Here is a 16,380-nt window from a genome sequence, read left to right on the forward strand (position 1 = left end):
GCTGCGGGTCGTCGTGGTCGAGTCGCCGCAGCGCGCCGGCGAGCTGGCGGGAGAGGCCGTGGCCGCCGTCGTCGCTGCGGCCGAGCGTCCGGTGCTGGGGCTGGCCACAGGCTCCAGCCCGCGGCCCGTCTACCGCGACCTGGCCCGCAGGGTCCACGACGGCAGCCTCAGCCTGGCGCGCACCCGGGCCTTCCTGCTCGACGAGTACCTCGGCCTGTCGAGCGAGGATCCTCGGTCCTACCGGGCGGAGATCGAGCGGGAGGTGGTCGAGCGAACCGACCTGCCGAGTGCGGCAGTGCGCGGCCTGGACGGTGCCGCCGAGGACGTCGAGGCCGAGTGCAGCGCCTATGAGCGGACCATCCGCGGCGCCGGCGGGATCGATCTGCAGCTGCTGGGGGTCGGCACCGACGGGCACATCGGCTTCAACGAGCCGGGCTCTGCGCTGGATTCGCGCACCCGCCCCTTGGAGCTGGCCCCGCGCACGCGGCAGGACAACGCCCGCTTCTTCGGCGACGATGCGGAGCAGGTTCCCACGCACTGCCTGACCCAGGGCATCGCCACGATCCTGGAAGCGGGCGAGCTGCTCCTGCTGGCCTTCGGGGACTCGAAGGCGGAGGCGATCCGCCAGGCGGTCGAGGGCCCGGTTACCGAGCGCTGGCCGGTCACCGCGCTGCTGCGCCATCCGCACGCGACCGTGGTCGTGGATCGGGCCGCGGCCTCCCTCCTGGAACGGGCAGACTCTTCGGCATGACCGAGCGCATCTTCCACTCCACGACCGTCGTCCTGCCCAGTGGTCCTGCCCGCGAGGCCTGGGTCGGGCTCGACGGGGAGCGGATCTCCTCCGTTCTCGAGGGGGCATCGACTGCCGATCTCGGGGGCGCGCCCGTCGAGGAGCTCGGCGACCGCATGCTGGCGCCCGGCTTCGTGGACCAGCACGTCCACGGCGGTGGGGGCGGTGCCTTCTCCGATGGTCCCGAGGGGGCGGCAGCCGCATTGAGCGCGCACCGCAGGGCGGGCACCACGACGTCGACGGCTTCCCTGGTCACCGACACGATCGACAGCCTCGAGCAGCAGATTCGCGCGCTCGTGCCGTTGGCGCGGGCGGGGGAGCTCGCGGGGATCCACCTGGAAGGGCCGTGGCTGGCCGAGTCCCGCTGCGGGGCCCACACCCCGGAGCTGCTGCGGGACCCGCGCCGAGAGGACCTCGAGCGCCTGCTGGCCGCGGGGGAGGGCACGATCCGCATGGTGACCCTCGCCCCCGAGCGCAAGGGCGCCCTGGACGCGGTCCGGCTGCTCGCCGATCGGGGCGTGATCGCCGCGATCGGGCACACCGACGCCGATGAGGAGGTCGTCGGGCGGGCTCTCGAGGCCGGAGCGAGCGTGGCGACCCACCTGTTCAACGCCATGCCCTCGATCCATCACCGCACGCCAGGGCCCATTCCGCGTCTGCTCACCGACTCGCGTACGACCGTCGAGCTGATCGCCGACGGCGTCCACGTCCAGCCGTCCGTGCTGCGTCTGGCGATCGAGGCCAGTGCCGGTCCCTGGCTGCTGATCACCGATGCCATGGCCGCTGCCGCCGCTCCGGACGGTGCCTACCGCCTGGGGCCGCTCGACGTCGACGTGGTGGACTCCGTGGCTCGCATTCGCTCCACGGGAGCGATCGCCGGCTCGACCCTGACCCTGGATCGCGCCGTCCGCTTCGCGATCCAGGAGGTGGGGATCGACCCGGCCGACGCCGTCCGGGCGGCCTCTCAGACGCCCGCGGACCTGCTGGGACGGCCCGACCTGGGCCGTATCCAGGCCGGCGCCCGGGCCGATCTGGTCGTACTGGGCGACGACAGGACGGTCGAGCGGGTGATCCGCGGAGGCGTCGATCTCTGAGGTCACGGGCACGGGGGGCGGCAGTGGGATGATCGGAGCCATGACCGATCAGTCCTCCCCCTTCACCGGATTCCCCGTCTCGCCCGTCTATGACGGCATGACCTCGACCGCCGTGCGCGATCTGCTCGACGTGCTCTCCGTCCCCGGCGTCATCTCGTTCGCCGGGGGTGCTCCGGCCGCCGAGTCCTTCGAGATCGACGACGTCCGGGAGTGCTTCGACTGGGTCTTCGCGAACCGCGGTGCCAAGGCCCTGCAGTACTCGTCGACCCCGGGGGAGCCCGAGCTGCGCGAGCAGGCGGCTTGCCGGGTCTCGCGCACGCTGCCCACGACCGCGGATCAGATCCAGATCACCACGGGCTCGCAGGAGGCCATCTACCTGGTGGGCCACGCGATGCTGCGCCCCGGGGACGTCGTGCTCGTCGAGCGGCCCACATACCTGGCCGCGGTCCAGGCCTTCGCATCCTCCGGCGCGCGGCTGATCGGGATCCCCTCGGACGACGACGGCGCCCAGCCAGAGGCGCTGGAGGAGCTGATCCGCGAGCACGACCCGCGCTTCGTCTACCTGATCCCCACGTTCCAGAACCCCTCGGGCGTGTCCATGCCAGCTCAGCGCCGTCGTGAGATCGCCGAGGTCCTGCTGCGCACCGGGGCCCCGCTGGTCGAGGACGACCCGTACGGCGAGCTGCGCTTCGAGGGCGAGACGGCCCCGCAGATCGCCGCGCTGCCCGGGATGGCGCGGCAGACGCTGCTGCTGAACTCGATGTCCAAGATCATGTCCCCGGGCATCCGCGTGGGCTGGATCCGCGGCGAGGGCCCCATCATGAACACTCTGTCGATCGCCAAGGAGGCCATGGGCCTGCACTCCTCGGTCGTGGATCAGCTGGCCGTGGCCCGCTACCTGGAGCACTACGACGTCGACGCCCACGTGGCCGAGGTCGCTGCGCTGTACCGGGGGCGCCGCGACGCGATGGCCGCAGCGCTGCCGTCGATCCTCCCGGAGGGCGCCACCCTCACCCGTCCGGAGGGCGGCATGTTCCTGTGGGCCACCCTCGGCAACGGGATCGACACCACCGCACTGCTGCCGATGGCCGTCCAGGAGGGTGTCGCGTTCGTGCCCGGGGCCTCGTTCTTCGCCCACGATCCGGACCGCACGACCATGCGGCTGTCCTACGTGACGAACCCGCCGGAGGTCATCGACGAGGGCGTCGAGCGGCTCGGGCGGGCACTGCGGCGCTGGCGCGGCTGAGGCGAGGGTCGGTCCGCAACATCTGGAGCACAGGGCACCCCTGCATGAGACGATGACGGCGCCTAGAGTCCCACTACCGGGGCCGGCCCAGATGCGCGAGGAGATGTTCGGTGCCCGAGTTCACGTTCATGCGGGAGATCCAGATCCCCCAGGACATCTTCCCGCTGCTGATCCAGGGAGAGCAGCCCGTGTGCGCGTTCGCGACCTTCCGGGACGGTTCGGTGTTCACCAATAAGCGGCTCATCCTGCGCGATGTCCAGGGGATGACGGGCAACAAGGTCCAGGTCATGTCCCTGCCGTACTCGCAGATCGTCTCGTGGGCCTCGGAGAACGCCGGCACGTTCGACGCCGATTCGGAGCTGACGCTGAACACGCGCGCCGGGATCTTCAAGCTCAACCTGCGCGGCGGGATCGACGTCCGCGCCCTCGACAACCTGATCGCGCAGGTCGTGCTGGTCTGACCCTCTTCCCCATTGCCGAGTGGATACTCAGTTGCGCTGACCATGCGAACAGCGCAACTGACTCACCACTCGACGGGGGTGAGGACGGGCGGTCCCGTGCGCTGCGCATCGCACAGGGCCGCCCGTTCTTCGTCCGCGACGCGGGGTGGTTCCATGTGTTTGCGTCTGTTATCGAATCGTGAGCGTCACATAGCGATCGTTTTGCAAACGTGATCGAATGTGCGGCCGCACAGTGGTTTGCTTCAGCTACTGGGGTCGCCGCACCCGCGACAGGGCCTCAGAACTTCCGTTCACCACCCAGACACCGGGAGCTCTGCCATGAAGAAGACCACCGCCACCACTGCTCTGGCCGCCACCATCGGCCTCTCCGCTTGGACCATGACCGCTGCATTCGCCGTCGCGCCCGCACCTGCGCCTGCCGATCCTGCTGAGGCTGCCCCCGAGGATGTCCAGGCGCCCCTCGAAGACGGCATCGTCGACGAGTCGGGTGCCACGGCACCCGCCGCGGAGGAGATCGTCATCCCCGACTGGGCCCGCGACCTGGAGAACAACGTCTCCTGCGCCGATGCCGTGGGCACCCCGTACCAGGACAACGTCCTCAAGCCGGGCTGGCCGTCGATCCTCGATGCCGACGGCGACGGCATCATGTGCGAGTCCAATGGCGACGACGACGCCGCACGGGCGCCTTCGCTCGATCCGTGGGAGGGCGCTGGCCCGCCCCTCCCGGTCGGGTACGTGTACCCGAACTGCGACACCGCCTTCGCCGTCAGCGGCCGGCCCTACCCGTTCCCGATGTTCATGCAGTTCACGGGCCCTCACCTGGACATCGACGGTGACGGCATGGCCTGCGAGACTAATGGCGACGACGACGCGGCCTTCACCGGCGTGATCCACGAGGCCCCGCTGGTGACCGAGCCGGTCGCTCCGGCTCCGGCGCCTGAGATGCCCACGGGCGAGGCTCCGACCGCCGAGGCCCCCGCCGCCCAGGCCCCTGCCGCTGCCGCTTCGGCAGCGGAGGGCTCCCAGGTCGAGGAGGTTCCGGTGGGCGGTGCCGACACCGGCGTCTCCGAGTCGCCGAACCGCACGGGTCTGCTCGCCGGCGGAGCGATCGCCGCGCTGGTTGGCGGCGGGCTCCTGCTGCGCCGCGCGCGCCGGCACTGACCCGCTGGCAGGTCGGGGGGCTCGGTGTCCGGGGATCGCCGCTCAGCACCGAGCTCCTCCTTCCTGCGGGTGGGCTGCGTCACAGAAAGAAACCATGACGGGGCATTGGAAATGCACTGCTGGTCAGTGGTCAGATGACTCGGCATGTTGTTCGCGTTCGCGACGGCATGATCATTTATCTCACTCCAGAGGAGCCCCCCATGAAGAAGTTCGCAGCCGGCGCCGGCGCCACCGTCGTCGCCCTCGCCGGCCTGTCGGGTCTGAGCATCGCCCCGGCCGTCGCTGCCCCTGGCACTTTCGACAACTGCGCTGAGGTCTACGCGGCCGGGGAGTGGCGCATCTCCAGCGCGGACCCCAGGTTCACCCCGGGCCTCGACGGAGACGGTGATGGCTTCGGGTGTGACAACCCGAAATACCGCCCTGCGCAGCAGACTCCGGCGACCAGCACGCCCCAGAACCCGAGCGTGACCAGCCCGCAGGCCCCCGCCGCAGCCGATCCGGCCGCGGTGGAGCCGTGGACCTGGGACAACTGCTCGGAGGCCTTCGCCAACGGCGTCTCCAACATCCCGGCCGGCACCCCCGGCTACGGAACCCACCTGGACAGCGATCTGGACGGCATCGGCTGCGAGCTCGACGGCAGCGACGCCGCCGCCTTCCCGACTCCGGTCGACGGCAGCGCCGCCGATCAGGCCGCCAGCACGACTGCAGAGGCCTCGCAGGTCACCGAGGTCCCGACGGGCGCCGCCGAGACCGGTGTGCCGGTCAAGGCTGACTCGAACCCTGCTGGCACCGTCGGCCTGTCGGTGCTGGCGCTGGGCGCCCTGGCAGGCTCCGGCCTGCTGGTGCGCCGCGCCGTCAAGGCCTGACTGGCGCTGATCTCGGACCGGGGTCAACGCCTCGGTCCGCTTCCGGTGGCCGCGATGCCGTGAGGCATCGCGGCCACCGGGCCGCCCCCGCCGAGCCTGTCGGAAGGGATTTTGATCGCAGAGAGGATCACGACCATGAGGATCGTCCCGCCCGCTCGCCTGGCCGCGGCACTCGGTCTCGTCGTGGTCCTGAGCGGCTGTTCGGGCGGCGAGGTTCAGGACGATCGGTCTCCGGGGCCTTCTGCCTCGACGGCCTCCGCCGCCTCGACGACGCCCTCCGCGGCAACATCAGCGTCGTCGTCGGGCCAGGACCCCGCCGTCATGCCCGAATCCGCCCCCACGGCCGTGCGGATCCCGGCGATCGGCGCCGACTCCGAGCTGCTGCACCTGGGACTGCGGGACAACGGCTCGCTCGAGGTCCCGCCCACGGGTCCTGACTCCCCGGCCTCCTGGTACGACAAGTCGCCGACTCCCGGTGAGCTCGGGCCGTCGATCCTGCTGGGCCACGTCAACGAGGAAGACGGCAGCGACGGCGTGTTCGCGGGCCTGCGCGATCTGCAGCCCGGCGATGAGATCCAGATCGAGCGCGAGGACGGCTCCACGGCCACCTTCGCGGTCGACTACGGCGAGGCCTACCCCAAGGACGACTTCGCCACGGACAAGGTCTACGGCAACACCGACGACTCCCAGCTGCGCCTGATCACCTGCGACGGCTACGACCCCGAGACCGGGCTGTGGGACGACAACTACGTCGTCTACGCCACGCTGACCCCCTGACCCCGCGCCGAGTGGATGCTCAATTGCGCTGTTCGCCCCGATAGCGCAACTGGGTATCCACTCGGCGGGGGAGGTGGGGCGGACCGGCTTAACCACGCACTCGGGGCTCAGAGCTCGAGCAGCATGGTGCCCTCGACGGCCGTCGAGACCTCCGGGATGCCCTCGGCCACGAAGCCGTACCCCGGATCCTGCTCCGGCAGATGAAGCGCCCAGGCCGCCCCTGCCCATTCGTAGGTCGGCAGGGACGCGATCGGCATGGCGACCACACCGAAGTCCCCGCGCTCGAGCTTCAGACGCGTGTAGTGCGCGAACTCGGGGCGACGATCGATCTCTGTGGGCTCGAAGCGCGGACCCTGCCAGTCGACGTTGCCGAGCGTCGCCTCACGGAGGATGGCCGGCGCCTCGTCGGCTTCGAGCGGGCGGACCGTCAGATCGGTGAGGCGTGACTGAGGCAGCATCAGGCGGCCCCGCCGTCGAGCCGCTGGGGGGAGGAAGCAGAGGATTCGCGGCCCACCGAGCGGAAGAACCACGTGTAGAACGCGGTCCAGCCCAGGACGAAGGTCGCCAGCTCGACCGAGCGCGGGGAGACGCCCAGCAGGCGCGGCAGACCGCGACCGGGAGCGCTGAGTCCGCTGCGCCGCGCGAGTGCGGCGATGCCCGAGATCGCTCCGGTGACCGGCATGAAGCGAGCCAGCCGAGCGGGGGCGGTCCAGGCCGCGAGGCCGCTCAGCGGCATCGTCTGCGCCCCGGCTGAGCGGGCGTAGAGCTTGTACGGGGTGCCGGTGAACGGGCCGATCATCATGGCGGGGAATCCGCGATCGCGCATCTGCGCGTCCACCTTGGCGACCATCGCGGGGCTGATCGCCGGGATGCGTGCCGCCAGGGCGGCCGATCGCCCGGGGTCGGTTCCTGCGGCCCAGCGGTGGACCACTGCCCCGCCGAGGGCGGCTCCCGCCGTTGCGGTGAGGGTCAGCGCCTGAGCTCGTGCCGGGCGGCGCAGCCCCACGGCGGAGGTCCAGGCGTCGGGGACCACGAAGAACACGGTGGCCTCCGCGAAGCCCCAGGTGAACGCGACCCCGTGCTGGAACAGGGCCCATCCGATTGCGCGGCGCTGCTCGCTCATGTCCGCATCCTGCCAGCTGCAGCACGCGTCGGGGAGGAAAGGCTGGACTTCCAGCGTCATGGGTGGTCAGATTGCATGATCCGCCATATATTCATGATGGCAAACACTCCGCGGCGGGCCCGCGGAATCCTGGCCCAGGAGGCGCAGTGAGCATGTCCTCGCAGGAACCGCGCGATGACCCGAGTGCCCATACCGAGTCCGACGGGGCAGCCGCCACCGGGGAGCGGACCATGCGCCGCGAGATCCCGCAGCGCAGCACGTCCTGGGCGCGGGCGGCGGCAGCGGCCGTCGGGCGCACGGGGATCACGCCGAACATGATCTCCTCGGCCTCCGTCGTCGTGGCCGCGATCGGGTGCGCGGCCCTCGTGGGCTCGGGGTGGGCGGTCTACCTCCACGACGACGGGGTGCGGGCGGCGCTGCTGATCATCGCCGCGCTCATGGCCCCGCTGCGTCTGCTGCTCAACATGCTCGACGGCATGGTCGCCGTCGAGGGCGGCAAGCAGTCCCCGGTCGGCGATCTCTACAACGAGGTCCCTGATCGGCTCGCCGATCTGCTCTTCCTGGCGGGGGTCGGCTATGCGGCCGCTTCGATCCACGGAGGGATCACGATCGGCTGGGTCGCCGCCTCGCTGGCGGTGCTGACGGCCTATGTCCGCTCCCTCGGAGCCGCGCAGGGGCTGTCGAATCACTTCGACGGGCCCATGGCCAAGCCGCGGCGCATGTGGCTGCTGATGCTCGGCTGCCTGCTCTCGCTGCTGGAGCCGGCGCTGCTCGTCCCGATGGGCCTTCCGCGGGGCTCGGTGCTGGGCGTCGTGCTGGGTGTGATCGCACTCGGCTCGCTGGCCACCATCGTGATCCGGCTGCAGCTGATCGGCAGTGATCTGCGGACCAGGGCCGCAGGGGCCGAGGGCGTGCCCGGCGCCGCGCCCGGTGGACAGGAGTGCTGAGCGGCATGGGGATCGCCATGATGCCTGCGGCGATGCTCGGTGCGGGCTGGCTGCCCGAGCGGGTCGGCATGATCGGCGGGGCGGCTGCGTGGCTGCTGCTGGGCGCCGTCGTCGTCCTGGTCCTGGCCTCGATCGCCGTGCTGGCGATCTCCGCCCGGCTGCCGGCGTCCAAGGAGGGCTTCAGCACGGAGCTGCGGCAGCGGACCTGGGCCTGGTGGTACATGATCGGCGTCCTGGGGGCTGCGCTGCTGCTCGGGGAGACCGTGACGCTGCTGCTGTTCGCGGTGCTGTCCCTGCTGGCGCTGCGCGAGTTCGCCGCCCTGCTGCCGGATCGACGCCATGACCGCACGGCGCTGATCTGGCTGGGCATCATCACCCCGCTGCACTACTGGTTCCTGTGGGAGCACTGGTATGGGATGGCGGCGATCTTCATCCCGGTCTACGCGTTCCTGTTCCTGCCCGCGGTCGCGGCGCTGCAGGGGCGCACGGAGCACTTCCTGTCCCGAGCAGCCTCGCTGCAGTGGGCCCTGATGGTCTGCGTGTACGCGGTCTCCTACGTCCCGGCGCTGCTGCAGCTGCCGGTGGCGCTCGCGGAGGGGAAGACGGTTGCCGAAGGCTCGGTACCGGGCTCGGGCGGCTGGCAGGGGGCGGCGCTGATGCTGTTCCTGGTGATCGTGGTCCAGGGCTCCGACGTGCTCCAGTACGTCTGGGGCAAGACGCTGGGCAAGCACCCGGTGGCGCCGTCGGTGAGCCCGAACAAGACGTGGGAGGGGCTGATCGGTGGAGTCCTCTCGGCCACGGCGCTGGGAGCTGCGCTGTGGTGGGCGACCCCGTTCGCGCCGTGGCAGGCGGCGCTGCTGGCGCTGGTCAGCTGCGTGATGGGCTTCGCGGGAGGTCTGGTGATGTCGTCGATCAAGCGGGATCGCGGCGTGAAGGACTTCGGCGCGGTGATCCCGGGCCACGGCGGGATCATGGATCGCTTCGACTCGCTGGTCTTCGCCGCCCCGGTCTTCTTCCACCTGGTGCGCTTCTTCTTCTCCCCCTGACCTCCCCGCCGAGTGGATGCTCAGTTGCGCTATTGGGGCGAACAGCGCAACTGGGTATCCACTCGGCGGAGGGGGGGGCGGAAGCGGAGGGGCGGAGGGGTCAGGAGGGGTCCGGGGCCAGGACGCCCCGACGGGCCAGCTCCGGGCGCAGGCCCTCGCCCACCCAGTACGCCTCCTCCAGATGCGGGTAGCCCGAGAGGATGAAGTGCTCCACGCCCACCGCGTGGTACTGCTCGATCAGATCGGCGACCTCCTCGTGGCTGCCCACGAAAGCCGTGCCGGCGCCGCCGCGCAGCAGGCCGACGCCCGCCCAGAGCCCGGGGTGGACCTCCAAGTCGCGGGCGCTGTCCGGGACGGTGTCGCCGTGCAGCTCGGTCATCCCCTTCTGCGCCGTGGACTCGGACGCGGCCAGATGCTTCTGCGAGGCCTTCACCTCCTCCGGATCCATCTGCTCCAGGAAGCCCTGCGCCACGGCCCATGCGTCCTCGGAGCGGTCCCGGGTGATCACGTGGGCGCGCACGCCGAACTCCAGGGTCCGGCCCTCTGCGGCCGCCAGCTCGCGCAGCCGCTCGATCCGTGCACCGACCTTCTCCGGGACCTCGCCCCAGGTCAGATGCACATCCGCCCGGCGCGCGGCCACGGGCAGCGCGGCCTCCGAGTTTCCGCCGAAGTACAGCGGCGGCACAACAGCAGGCTGCTCGAAGGCCCGGGCGTCGCGCGTCTTGTAGTGGGCGCCGTCGAAGTCGACCCCGCCCTGGGCCCAGATCGACGAGACGATCTCCATGAACTCATCGGTGCGCTCGTAGCGCTGATCGTGATCGAGCCAGTCGCCGAAGCGCTGCTGCTCGGCCGACTCCCCGCCGGTGACGATGTTGAACATCAGCCGCCCACCCGAGATCTTCTGGTAGGTCACGGCCATCTGGGCGGCCAGGGTGGGGGTGATCGTGCCGGGGCGGAAGGCCACCAGGAACTTCAGCTTGGAGGTGGCTCCGATCAGCGCGGCCGTGGCGATCCAGGCGTCCTCGCACCACGAGCCGGTGGGGGTGAGCACCGCATGGAAGCCGTTGGCCTCCGCCGCGCGAGCCACCTGTGCCAGGTAGTCGAGGCTCGGCTCGCGAGGCGTCGTCACTGCGCGGTCGTTCGAGTGCGGTCGGTCGACCACGGAGCGGCCGTCGCCGTTGGTGGGCAGGAACCAGTTCAGAGTCACGCTCATCGCGCAGGAAGCCTTCTCTCGAGCCGTGGGATGCTTGCCGTCGGCTCGAATCTACGTCCCCTGAGGCGCGCGTCCGGGAAATGCGACTCGATCCGTAGGAATAGTTGACAGGCGCTCATCCCCAGGCTCGGCTCTGTGTGACGACATGACGCCCGACCGGGGGAAATCCCCACAGATTCGGTAGGTTTCGGCTCCGAGAGCTTCTCCACCTTCCCCAGATCGGATGCCCCATGTCCCTCCAGGCCACCGAGACGACCCCGCCGTCGTCGGAGACGCCCGACGAGACGGACAGTCCCCGTCGTCCGCAGCGACGACGACGGCGTGAGCGCCTCCAGCGCATTCGCACCACCGCGGTGAGCCTGGTCGTGCTGGTCCTGCTGTGGTGGCTCGTCACCGCCGTCGGGCTGGTCCAGCCCCTGTTCCTGCCCTCGCCGGGGGCTGTGTGGTCGGCGTTCGTGCAGGCCAGCTCCTGCCGTCCGGTCGACGACGACGCCACCCGATGGGCCTGCGGCGAGCAGGGCTACTTCCTCTGGGAGCACCTGGCGCACAGCCTGCGCCGGATCGCGATCGGCGTGGGCGTCGGCGCGGTCGTCGGCGTGGCTCTGGGCGTGGTGCTCGGGGCGTTCCGCCCGGTGCGCGAGATCGTGGAGCCGTTCCTGCACTTCCTGCGCGCCCTGCCCCCGCTGGGCTACATCGGCCTGCTGATCGTGTGGTTCGGCATCGGGGACACCTCCAAGATCTGGCTGCTGTTCCTGGCTGCGTTCCCGCCGATCGCCGTGGCCACCATGCAGGGGGTCCAGGGCGTACAGGTCGCGCGCGTGAACGCGGCGCGCTCGCTGGGGGCCACCCGCTGGCAGGTGATGCGCCATGTGACCATCCCATCGGCGCTGCCGGAGGTCATCGGCGGCATCCGCATCGCCACCGGCTTCACCTGGACCACGGTGGTCGCCGCCGAGCTGAACAACGGCATCCCCGGCATCGGCGGCCTGGCCTATGTCTCCGGAACGCAGCTGCAGACGCCGCTGACCATCGCCTGCATCATCGTGATCGGCCTGGCGGCGGTGGGGCTGGATGCTCTGATCGCGGCCGTGGGTCGCGTGGCGACGCCGTGGCAGGGCCGCGCATGAGCGCCCCCGGACAGCCCAGCCGCAACGGGCACGACGACCCCCAGGAGCCCTTCCCGATGGACGACCGGAGCATCTCCGCCAAGATCCGCCTTGCGGCCGCCGCCAAGGACTACACGACCGACTCGGGGGACACCGTGCACGCCCTGGCCCCCACGGACCTGGAGATCCGCGAGGGCGAGTTCGTGTGCATCGTGGGCCCGTCCGGCTGCGGCAAGTCGACGCTGATGGACATGATCGCCGGGTTCCACTCGCCCTCGAGCGGAGTCGTGGCGGTCGACGGCGACCCGGTCACGGGCCCGTCGGCGGCGCGCGGCGTGGTCTTCCAGCAGGCCAATCTCCTGCCCTGGAAATCCGTGCGGGCCAACGTGGAGCTCGGCCCGCTGCTGCGCGGCGCGCCGGCCCAGGAGCGCCGGGAGATCGGCGAGCGTCAGCTGCGGCTCGTGGGCCTGGAGTCCTTCGCGGACCGCAAGCCCTACGAGCTCTCGGGAGGCATGCAGCAGCGCGCCCAGATCGCCCGTGTGCTCGCCAACGACCCGGACGTCATCCTCATGGACGAGCCGTTCGGCGCACTCGATGCCCTGAGCCGCGAGCGGCTGCAGGTCGAGCTGCGCGGGATCTGGCGCCAGGAGCGCAAGACCATCGTGTTCATCACGCACTCGATCGACGAGGCCGTCTACCTCGGCACCCGCGTGCTCGTGATGAGCCCGCGCCCGGGCCGGATCGCCCTGGACCTGCCGGTCGAGATCGGCCGGGACCACGACGACGTCTCCGTGCGCACCAGCCCCGAGTTCACCGCCCTGCGGGAGCGGATCGCCGGGGCGATCTACGGGGACGCCGCAGGCACGTCCCGCAGCACGACGGTCGGCGAATGATGATCAGCCACGAGGAGCGCCCCATGACCACCAGCATCCGCAGGGGCTCCGTCGTCGTGTCCCTGGCCGCCGTCGCGGCCCTGCTGCTCAGCGGCTGCACCGCAGCCCAGACCGAGCGTCGTCTCAATGCCGAGCACGGCGGCGCGGTCGCCGAGTGCCCCTGGGAGCCCGACGAGTCCGTGACCGGCCCGATCGATCTGGGCTATCAGCTGCTGCCCAGCGGCGACCTGATCGTGCGCGACCAGCAGGTCCTGGAGACCTGCATGCCCAACGCCGACATCCGCTGGACGCAGTACGCCTCCGGGGCCGAGGTCGTGCAGGGCTTCGGAGGAGACTCGCTGGACATCGCGACGGTGGGCTCGTCCCCGGCGGTGAAGGCGCTGTCCGCGCCGCTGGACCTGCCCGTGGAGGTGGTGTGGATCCAGGACGTGATCGGCGAGTCCGAGGCGCTGATCGGAGCCGAGGGCATCACCGATCTCGAGGACCTGCGCGGCGGCAGCGTGGGCGTGCCCTTCGGCTCCACCGCGCACTTCAGCCTCCTGGCGCTGCTCGAACAGGAGGGCCTGTCCGACGACGTCACCGTGATCAATCTGTCCCCGGACGCCCTGCTCGGGGCCTGGCAGTCGGGGGAGATCGACGCCGCGTATATCTGGGACCCCACGCTCGGGGAGCTCGAGGCCGACGGCGGTACCCGGCTCGTCTCCAGCACCCAGGCCGCGGAGATCGGGGCGCCGACCTTCGACCTGTCGGCTGCCGATTCCGCATTCGCCGAAGAGAATCCCGAGGCCATGGAGCAGTGGACCCGAGCCCAGGACTGGGCGGTGCAGATGCTGCAGGACGATCCCGATCGCGCCGCCGAGATCCTGGCGCTGCAGATGGGCTCGGACACCGAGACCGTGCGCCGCCAGATCGACGGCACCGGCTACCTGCGTGCTGACGAGCAGCAGGAGCGGTTCTTCTCCGGGCCCCTGGCCGATGCCCTGATCGACACCGCGGACTTCCTGGACGAGCAGGGAGAGATCGACGCCCCCGCTGATCCGCAGCACTACCGGGACGCGGCGGCGTCGTCGGCGATCGAGGAGGTCGCCGGGGGCTGAGTCTGTCCCGCGCTCCTGGCGGCGGAGCCTAGCTCAGCGGCCGAGTTCGACTGCTTTCGGCAGGGGCAGCAGGCGGGGAATCAGCCGCACGAGCACCACCATGCCCACGAGCTCGACCATGGTTTGCATGACCACGGCCAGCGGGATCAGCGGGGCCTGGTCCGCGACGGCCACCGCAAGGGGCAGCACCACCAGGGAGTTGCGCGCCGTCGCGCTGAACACCGCGGCGCGCGCCGAGGCCACCGGCAGTCGAGCGGCGCGGACGACCAGCACGGTCAGGGCCGTCATGAGCACCAAGAAGGCGACGTAGACCGGAACGGACAGCGCGATCTCGGCCAGCTGGCCGCGCACCGCACCGATCTGCGAGGCGATCACGGTGAGCAGCACCAGCATCAGCGCCGGGACCATGAGGGCCTGGCCGAGGGCCTCGATGCGTCGGGCGGTGAGGCAGACCCGTGAGCCTCGGGGTTCTGCGGAGACTGCCGCCGTGTCGTCGTCCGGTTCGCCGCCGCGGCCTACCGCGAGCTGCACGACGACGGCCGCGCCCAGCGGCACCAGCAGCATCCACACCAGGGCGCTGAGGAACGGCCCGGGCTCGATCCGCAGGGGGACGTCGGGCCCGGCCAGCAGCCACAGCAGCGGGCCCAGCAGGAGCATCTGCGCCAGCATCAGCAGCGGGGCCGCGGCGGTGAGGCGGGCGCGGTCACCACCGGCGAGCCCGGCGAACACGATGACCCAGTCGATGCACGGCACCAGCAGCACCACCAGGACCCCCAGCACGAGCTCGGGATGACCGGTCAGCGGGCGGGTCAGCAGCCACGCGACCATCGGGACCACCAGGAAGTTCAGCCCCAGCAGCACCAGCAGGAAGCGGCGGTCGCGCAGTCCGTCGCCCAGCTGCGTCAGCGGGATCCCCAGGAACGTGCTCCACAGCAGCACCGCGATCAGCGGCGGCACGGCCGGCTCCCACGTGGACGTCACGGCGGGGAACGCCAGACCCAGCGCCGCGCCGAGGACCATGGTCGCCAGGTACAGAGGCACCTGATGCCGCTCCAGCCACGCGACCATGACCCCTCCGCTCCCGAGCTTTCCGAACCTCCAGTCTCCGGTGGCCGCCTCGGCGGCACAAACCCGGGTCGCCGCGAGTTGCACGGACATGACCGACGCACAGCAGACCTCGTCCACCGCAGACCTCGAGCTGCGCCACGACACCGCCGCGCACGCCTTCCAGGCGCTCGACGGCGGTCGCGTCGTCGGCGAGGCCCACTACACCCCGTACGAGACCGACGGTCGCTCCCAGCGGATCTTCGACCACACCCTCACCCAGCCCAGCCATCGCGGCCGCGGCGTGGCCGATCGGCTGGTCTCCTGGGCGATCGCCGAGACCGTGGCCGAGGGCATCGAGCCGCAGGCCACCTGCTGGTACGTGCAGGGCTGGCTGCGCGAGCACCCGGAGGCACTAGCCGGCTGAGTCGGCGCCGCCGTCGTCGACCCGGGAGTTCGTGACACGTCACGGGGCCTGTGTTGGAATGACCCCATGAGCAACGTGGAGCCCGTCCCGCTGGAGACCATCTGCACCGCCGAGCCGGGGCACGAGATCCAGATCCTGCCGCCGCGCATCGTCCCGTTGGGCGGGCCGCGCGCCATGGACGTGCGCCGCGTGCTGCCGCAGCGCAAGCGCTCGCTGATCGGCGCCTGGTGCTTCCTGGACAGCTACGGCCCGGACGATGTGGCGCAGACCGGCGGCATGGACGTCCCACGCCACCCGCACACCGGTCTGGCGACGGTCTCGTGGCTGTTCACCGGTCAGATCGACCACCTGGACTCGGCCGGCAACCGCGCCGTCGTGCGTCCCTGCGAGATGAACCTCATGGTGGCCGGGCGCGGCATCGCCCACCAGGAGATCTCCACTGCGGACACGACCGTCCTGCACGGCGTGCAACTCTGGTACGCGCTGCCCGAGGCTACGCGGCACATGGAGCACCGCTTCATCCATCACGTCCCGCAGCCGGTGCACGGCGAGGGCTCGCAGATCCGCGTCTTCATCGGGGAGCTGGCCGGCGACGACGCCCAGGTCGAGACCTCCACGCCTCCGCTGCTGGGCGCGGAGATCCTGCTCGAGCCCGGTGCCGTGCTGGAGCTCGACGTCCAGGCCGGCTTCGAGCACGGCGTCTACTTGGACTCCGGTTCCCTGAGCGTGGACGGCGTCGCCGTGGAGGCCGAGCACCTGGCGTACATCGGCCCGGGCCGCGAGAGCCTCCGGCTGGAGGTCGACGGCGACGCCGAGCCCGTGCGCCTGATCCTGCTGGGCGGGGAGCCGCTGGGCGAGGAGATCGTCATGTGGTGGAACTTCATCGGCCGCACGCACGACGAGGTCGCCGCCTATCGCGCGATCTACCAGCATGAGCTCGGCTTCGAGGCCGCCCCGTCGGAGGAGATCCTGAGCGCCGCGGGCCTGAGCCCGGACGACCCTCCGCGCTTCGGGCCCTACCCCGACGGCGAGCCCGATCCGCTGCCCGCCCCGCCGCTGCCGAACACCCGGCTGCGCTCGCGGGGCTGA

The 16,380-nt window shown here is 71.0% G+C and carries 18 protein-coding genes; 14 read left to right on the forward strand and 4 right to left on the reverse strand.

Annotation, left to right across the window (positions count from 1 at the left end):
• Position 1 precedes the first annotated feature (1 nt).
• The 7 genes from nagB to QSJ40_RS08780 all read left to right on the forward strand — a co-directional run bounded on the left by nagB (position 2) and on the right by QSJ40_RS08780 (position 6,395).
• Complete coding sequence (nagB, locus tag QSJ40_RS08750) at positions 2-751, forward strand: glucosamine-6-phosphate deaminase (protein WP_053448153.1); 750 nt, start codon at positions 2-4, stop codon at positions 749-751.
• Complete coding sequence (nagA, locus tag QSJ40_RS08755; protein WP_285730296.1) at positions 748-1,884, forward strand: N-acetylglucosamine-6-phosphate deacetylase; 1,137 nt, start codon at positions 748-750, stop codon at positions 1,882-1,884. Before nagB ends, nagA begins: the two co-directional genes overlap by 4 nt.
• Before the next feature lie 40 nt (positions 1,885-1,924).
• Positions 1,925-3,130 carry an aminotransferase-like domain-containing protein gene (locus tag QSJ40_RS08760; RefSeq protein WP_024289418.1) on the forward strand — a complete coding sequence of 402 codons (1,206 nt, stop codon included), beginning with the start codon at positions 1,925-1,927 and terminating at the stop codon, positions 3,128-3,130.
• Between the two features lie 110 nt (positions 3,131-3,240).
• Positions 3,241-3,591 (forward strand): PH domain-containing protein, encoded by a 351-nt coding sequence (locus QSJ40_RS08765; RefSeq protein WP_006215402.1) that lies wholly within the window; start codon positions 3,241-3,243, stop codon positions 3,589-3,591.
• A gap of 318 nt (positions 3,592-3,909) precedes the next feature.
• Positions 3,910-4,752 carry an excalibur calcium-binding domain-containing protein gene (locus tag QSJ40_RS08770; protein ID WP_259871789.1) on the forward strand — a complete coding sequence of 281 codons (843 nt, stop codon included), beginning with the start codon at positions 3,910-3,912 and terminating at the stop codon, positions 4,750-4,752.
• Between the two features lie 200 nt (positions 4,753-4,952).
• Positions 4,953-5,618 carry an excalibur calcium-binding domain-containing protein gene (locus tag QSJ40_RS08775; RefSeq protein WP_024289416.1) on the forward strand — a complete coding sequence of 222 codons (666 nt, stop codon included), beginning with the start codon at positions 4,953-4,955 and terminating at the stop codon, positions 5,616-5,618.
• Positions 5,619-5,939: 321 nt separating this feature from the next.
• Positions 5,940-6,395 (forward strand): class F sortase, encoded by a 456-nt coding sequence (locus QSJ40_RS08780; RefSeq protein ID WP_231861285.1) that lies wholly within the window; start codon positions 5,940-5,942, stop codon positions 6,393-6,395.
• A gap of 107 nt (positions 6,396-6,502) precedes the next feature.
• Here QSJ40_RS08780 and QSJ40_RS08785 read toward each other — a convergent pair whose 3' ends face one another.
• Together QSJ40_RS08785 and QSJ40_RS08790 are read right to left on the reverse strand one after the other, a co-directional pair.
• Positions 6,503-6,853 carry a hypothetical protein gene (locus QSJ40_RS08785; protein WP_285730304.1) on the reverse strand — a complete coding sequence of 117 codons (351 nt, stop codon included), beginning with the start codon at positions 6,851-6,853 and terminating at the stop codon, positions 6,503-6,505.
• Positions 6,853-7,518, reverse strand: coding sequence for a hypothetical protein (locus QSJ40_RS08790; RefSeq protein ID WP_285730306.1), 666 nt, complete (start codon positions 7,516-7,518; stop codon positions 6,853-6,855). Before QSJ40_RS08790 ends, QSJ40_RS08785 begins: the two co-directional genes overlap by 1 nt.
• A 152-nt stretch (positions 7,519-7,670) precedes the next feature.
• On the opposite strand from QSJ40_RS08790, the gene QSJ40_RS08795 reads away from it, so the two are divergent.
• Positions 7,671-8,465 carry a CDP-alcohol phosphatidyltransferase family protein gene (locus tag QSJ40_RS08795; RefSeq protein WP_285730308.1) on the forward strand — a complete coding sequence of 265 codons (795 nt, stop codon included), beginning with the start codon at positions 7,671-7,673 and terminating at the stop codon, positions 8,463-8,465.
• 5 nt (positions 8,466-8,470) lie between these two features.
• Entirely contained in the window at positions 8,471-9,511 is a 1,041-nt protein-coding gene (locus QSJ40_RS08800; protein ID WP_285730310.1) for a phosphatidate cytidylyltransferase, read from the forward strand.
• A gap of 100 nt (positions 9,512-9,611) precedes the next feature.
• Here the strand turns inward: QSJ40_RS08800 and QSJ40_RS08805 are convergent, their stop codons facing one another.
• On the reverse strand, positions 9,612-10,724 hold the full coding sequence (locus tag QSJ40_RS08805) for an LLM class flavin-dependent oxidoreductase (protein WP_285730312.1): 1,113 nt from the start codon (positions 10,722-10,724) through the stop codon (positions 9,612-9,614).
• A gap of 230 nt (positions 10,725-10,954) precedes the next feature.
• On the opposite strand from QSJ40_RS08805, the gene QSJ40_RS08810 reads away from it, so the two are divergent.
• Genes QSJ40_RS08810 through QSJ40_RS08820 form a run of 3 tightly spaced genes read left to right on the forward strand, consistent with a single transcriptional unit; the run spans position 10,955 to position 13,820 of the window.
• Positions 10,955-11,851 carry an ABC transporter permease gene (locus QSJ40_RS08810; RefSeq protein ID WP_006214616.1) on the forward strand — a complete coding sequence of 299 codons (897 nt, stop codon included), beginning with the start codon at positions 10,955-10,957 and terminating at the stop codon, positions 11,849-11,851.
• Positions 11,848-12,723 (forward strand): ABC transporter ATP-binding protein, encoded by an 876-nt coding sequence (locus QSJ40_RS08815; RefSeq protein ID WP_200860739.1) that lies wholly within the window; start codon positions 11,848-11,850, stop codon positions 12,721-12,723. Before QSJ40_RS08810 ends, QSJ40_RS08815 begins: the two co-directional genes overlap by 4 nt.
• 23 nt (positions 12,724-12,746) lie before the next feature.
• Positions 12,747-13,820, forward strand: coding sequence for a taurine ABC transporter substrate-binding protein (locus QSJ40_RS08820; RefSeq protein WP_161937531.1), 1,074 nt, complete (start codon positions 12,747-12,749; stop codon positions 13,818-13,820).
• Between the two features lie 33 nt (positions 13,821-13,853).
• Here the strand turns inward: QSJ40_RS08820 and QSJ40_RS08825 are convergent, their stop codons facing one another.
• Positions 13,854-14,888, reverse strand: coding sequence for an arsenic resistance protein (locus QSJ40_RS08825; RefSeq protein ID WP_285730319.1), 1,035 nt, complete (start codon positions 14,886-14,888; stop codon positions 13,854-13,856).
• 88 nt (positions 14,889-14,976) lie between these two features.
• Here QSJ40_RS08825 and QSJ40_RS08830 point away from each other — a divergent pair, with 88 nt between their 5' ends.
• Positions 14,977-15,291 (forward strand): GNAT family N-acetyltransferase, encoded by a 315-nt coding sequence (locus tag QSJ40_RS08830; protein ID WP_204782553.1) that lies wholly within the window; start codon positions 14,977-14,979, stop codon positions 15,289-15,291.
• Between the two features lie 66 nt (positions 15,292-15,357).
• Positions 15,358-16,380, forward strand: coding sequence for a pirin family protein (locus QSJ40_RS08835; RefSeq protein ID WP_285730323.1), 1,023 nt, complete (start codon positions 15,358-15,360; stop codon positions 16,378-16,380).

Source organism: Kocuria sp. NBRC 114282 (assembly GCF_030268385.1).
Taxonomy (GTDB): domain Bacteria; phylum Actinomycetota; class Actinomycetes; order Actinomycetales; family Micrococcaceae; genus Kocuria; species Kocuria palustris.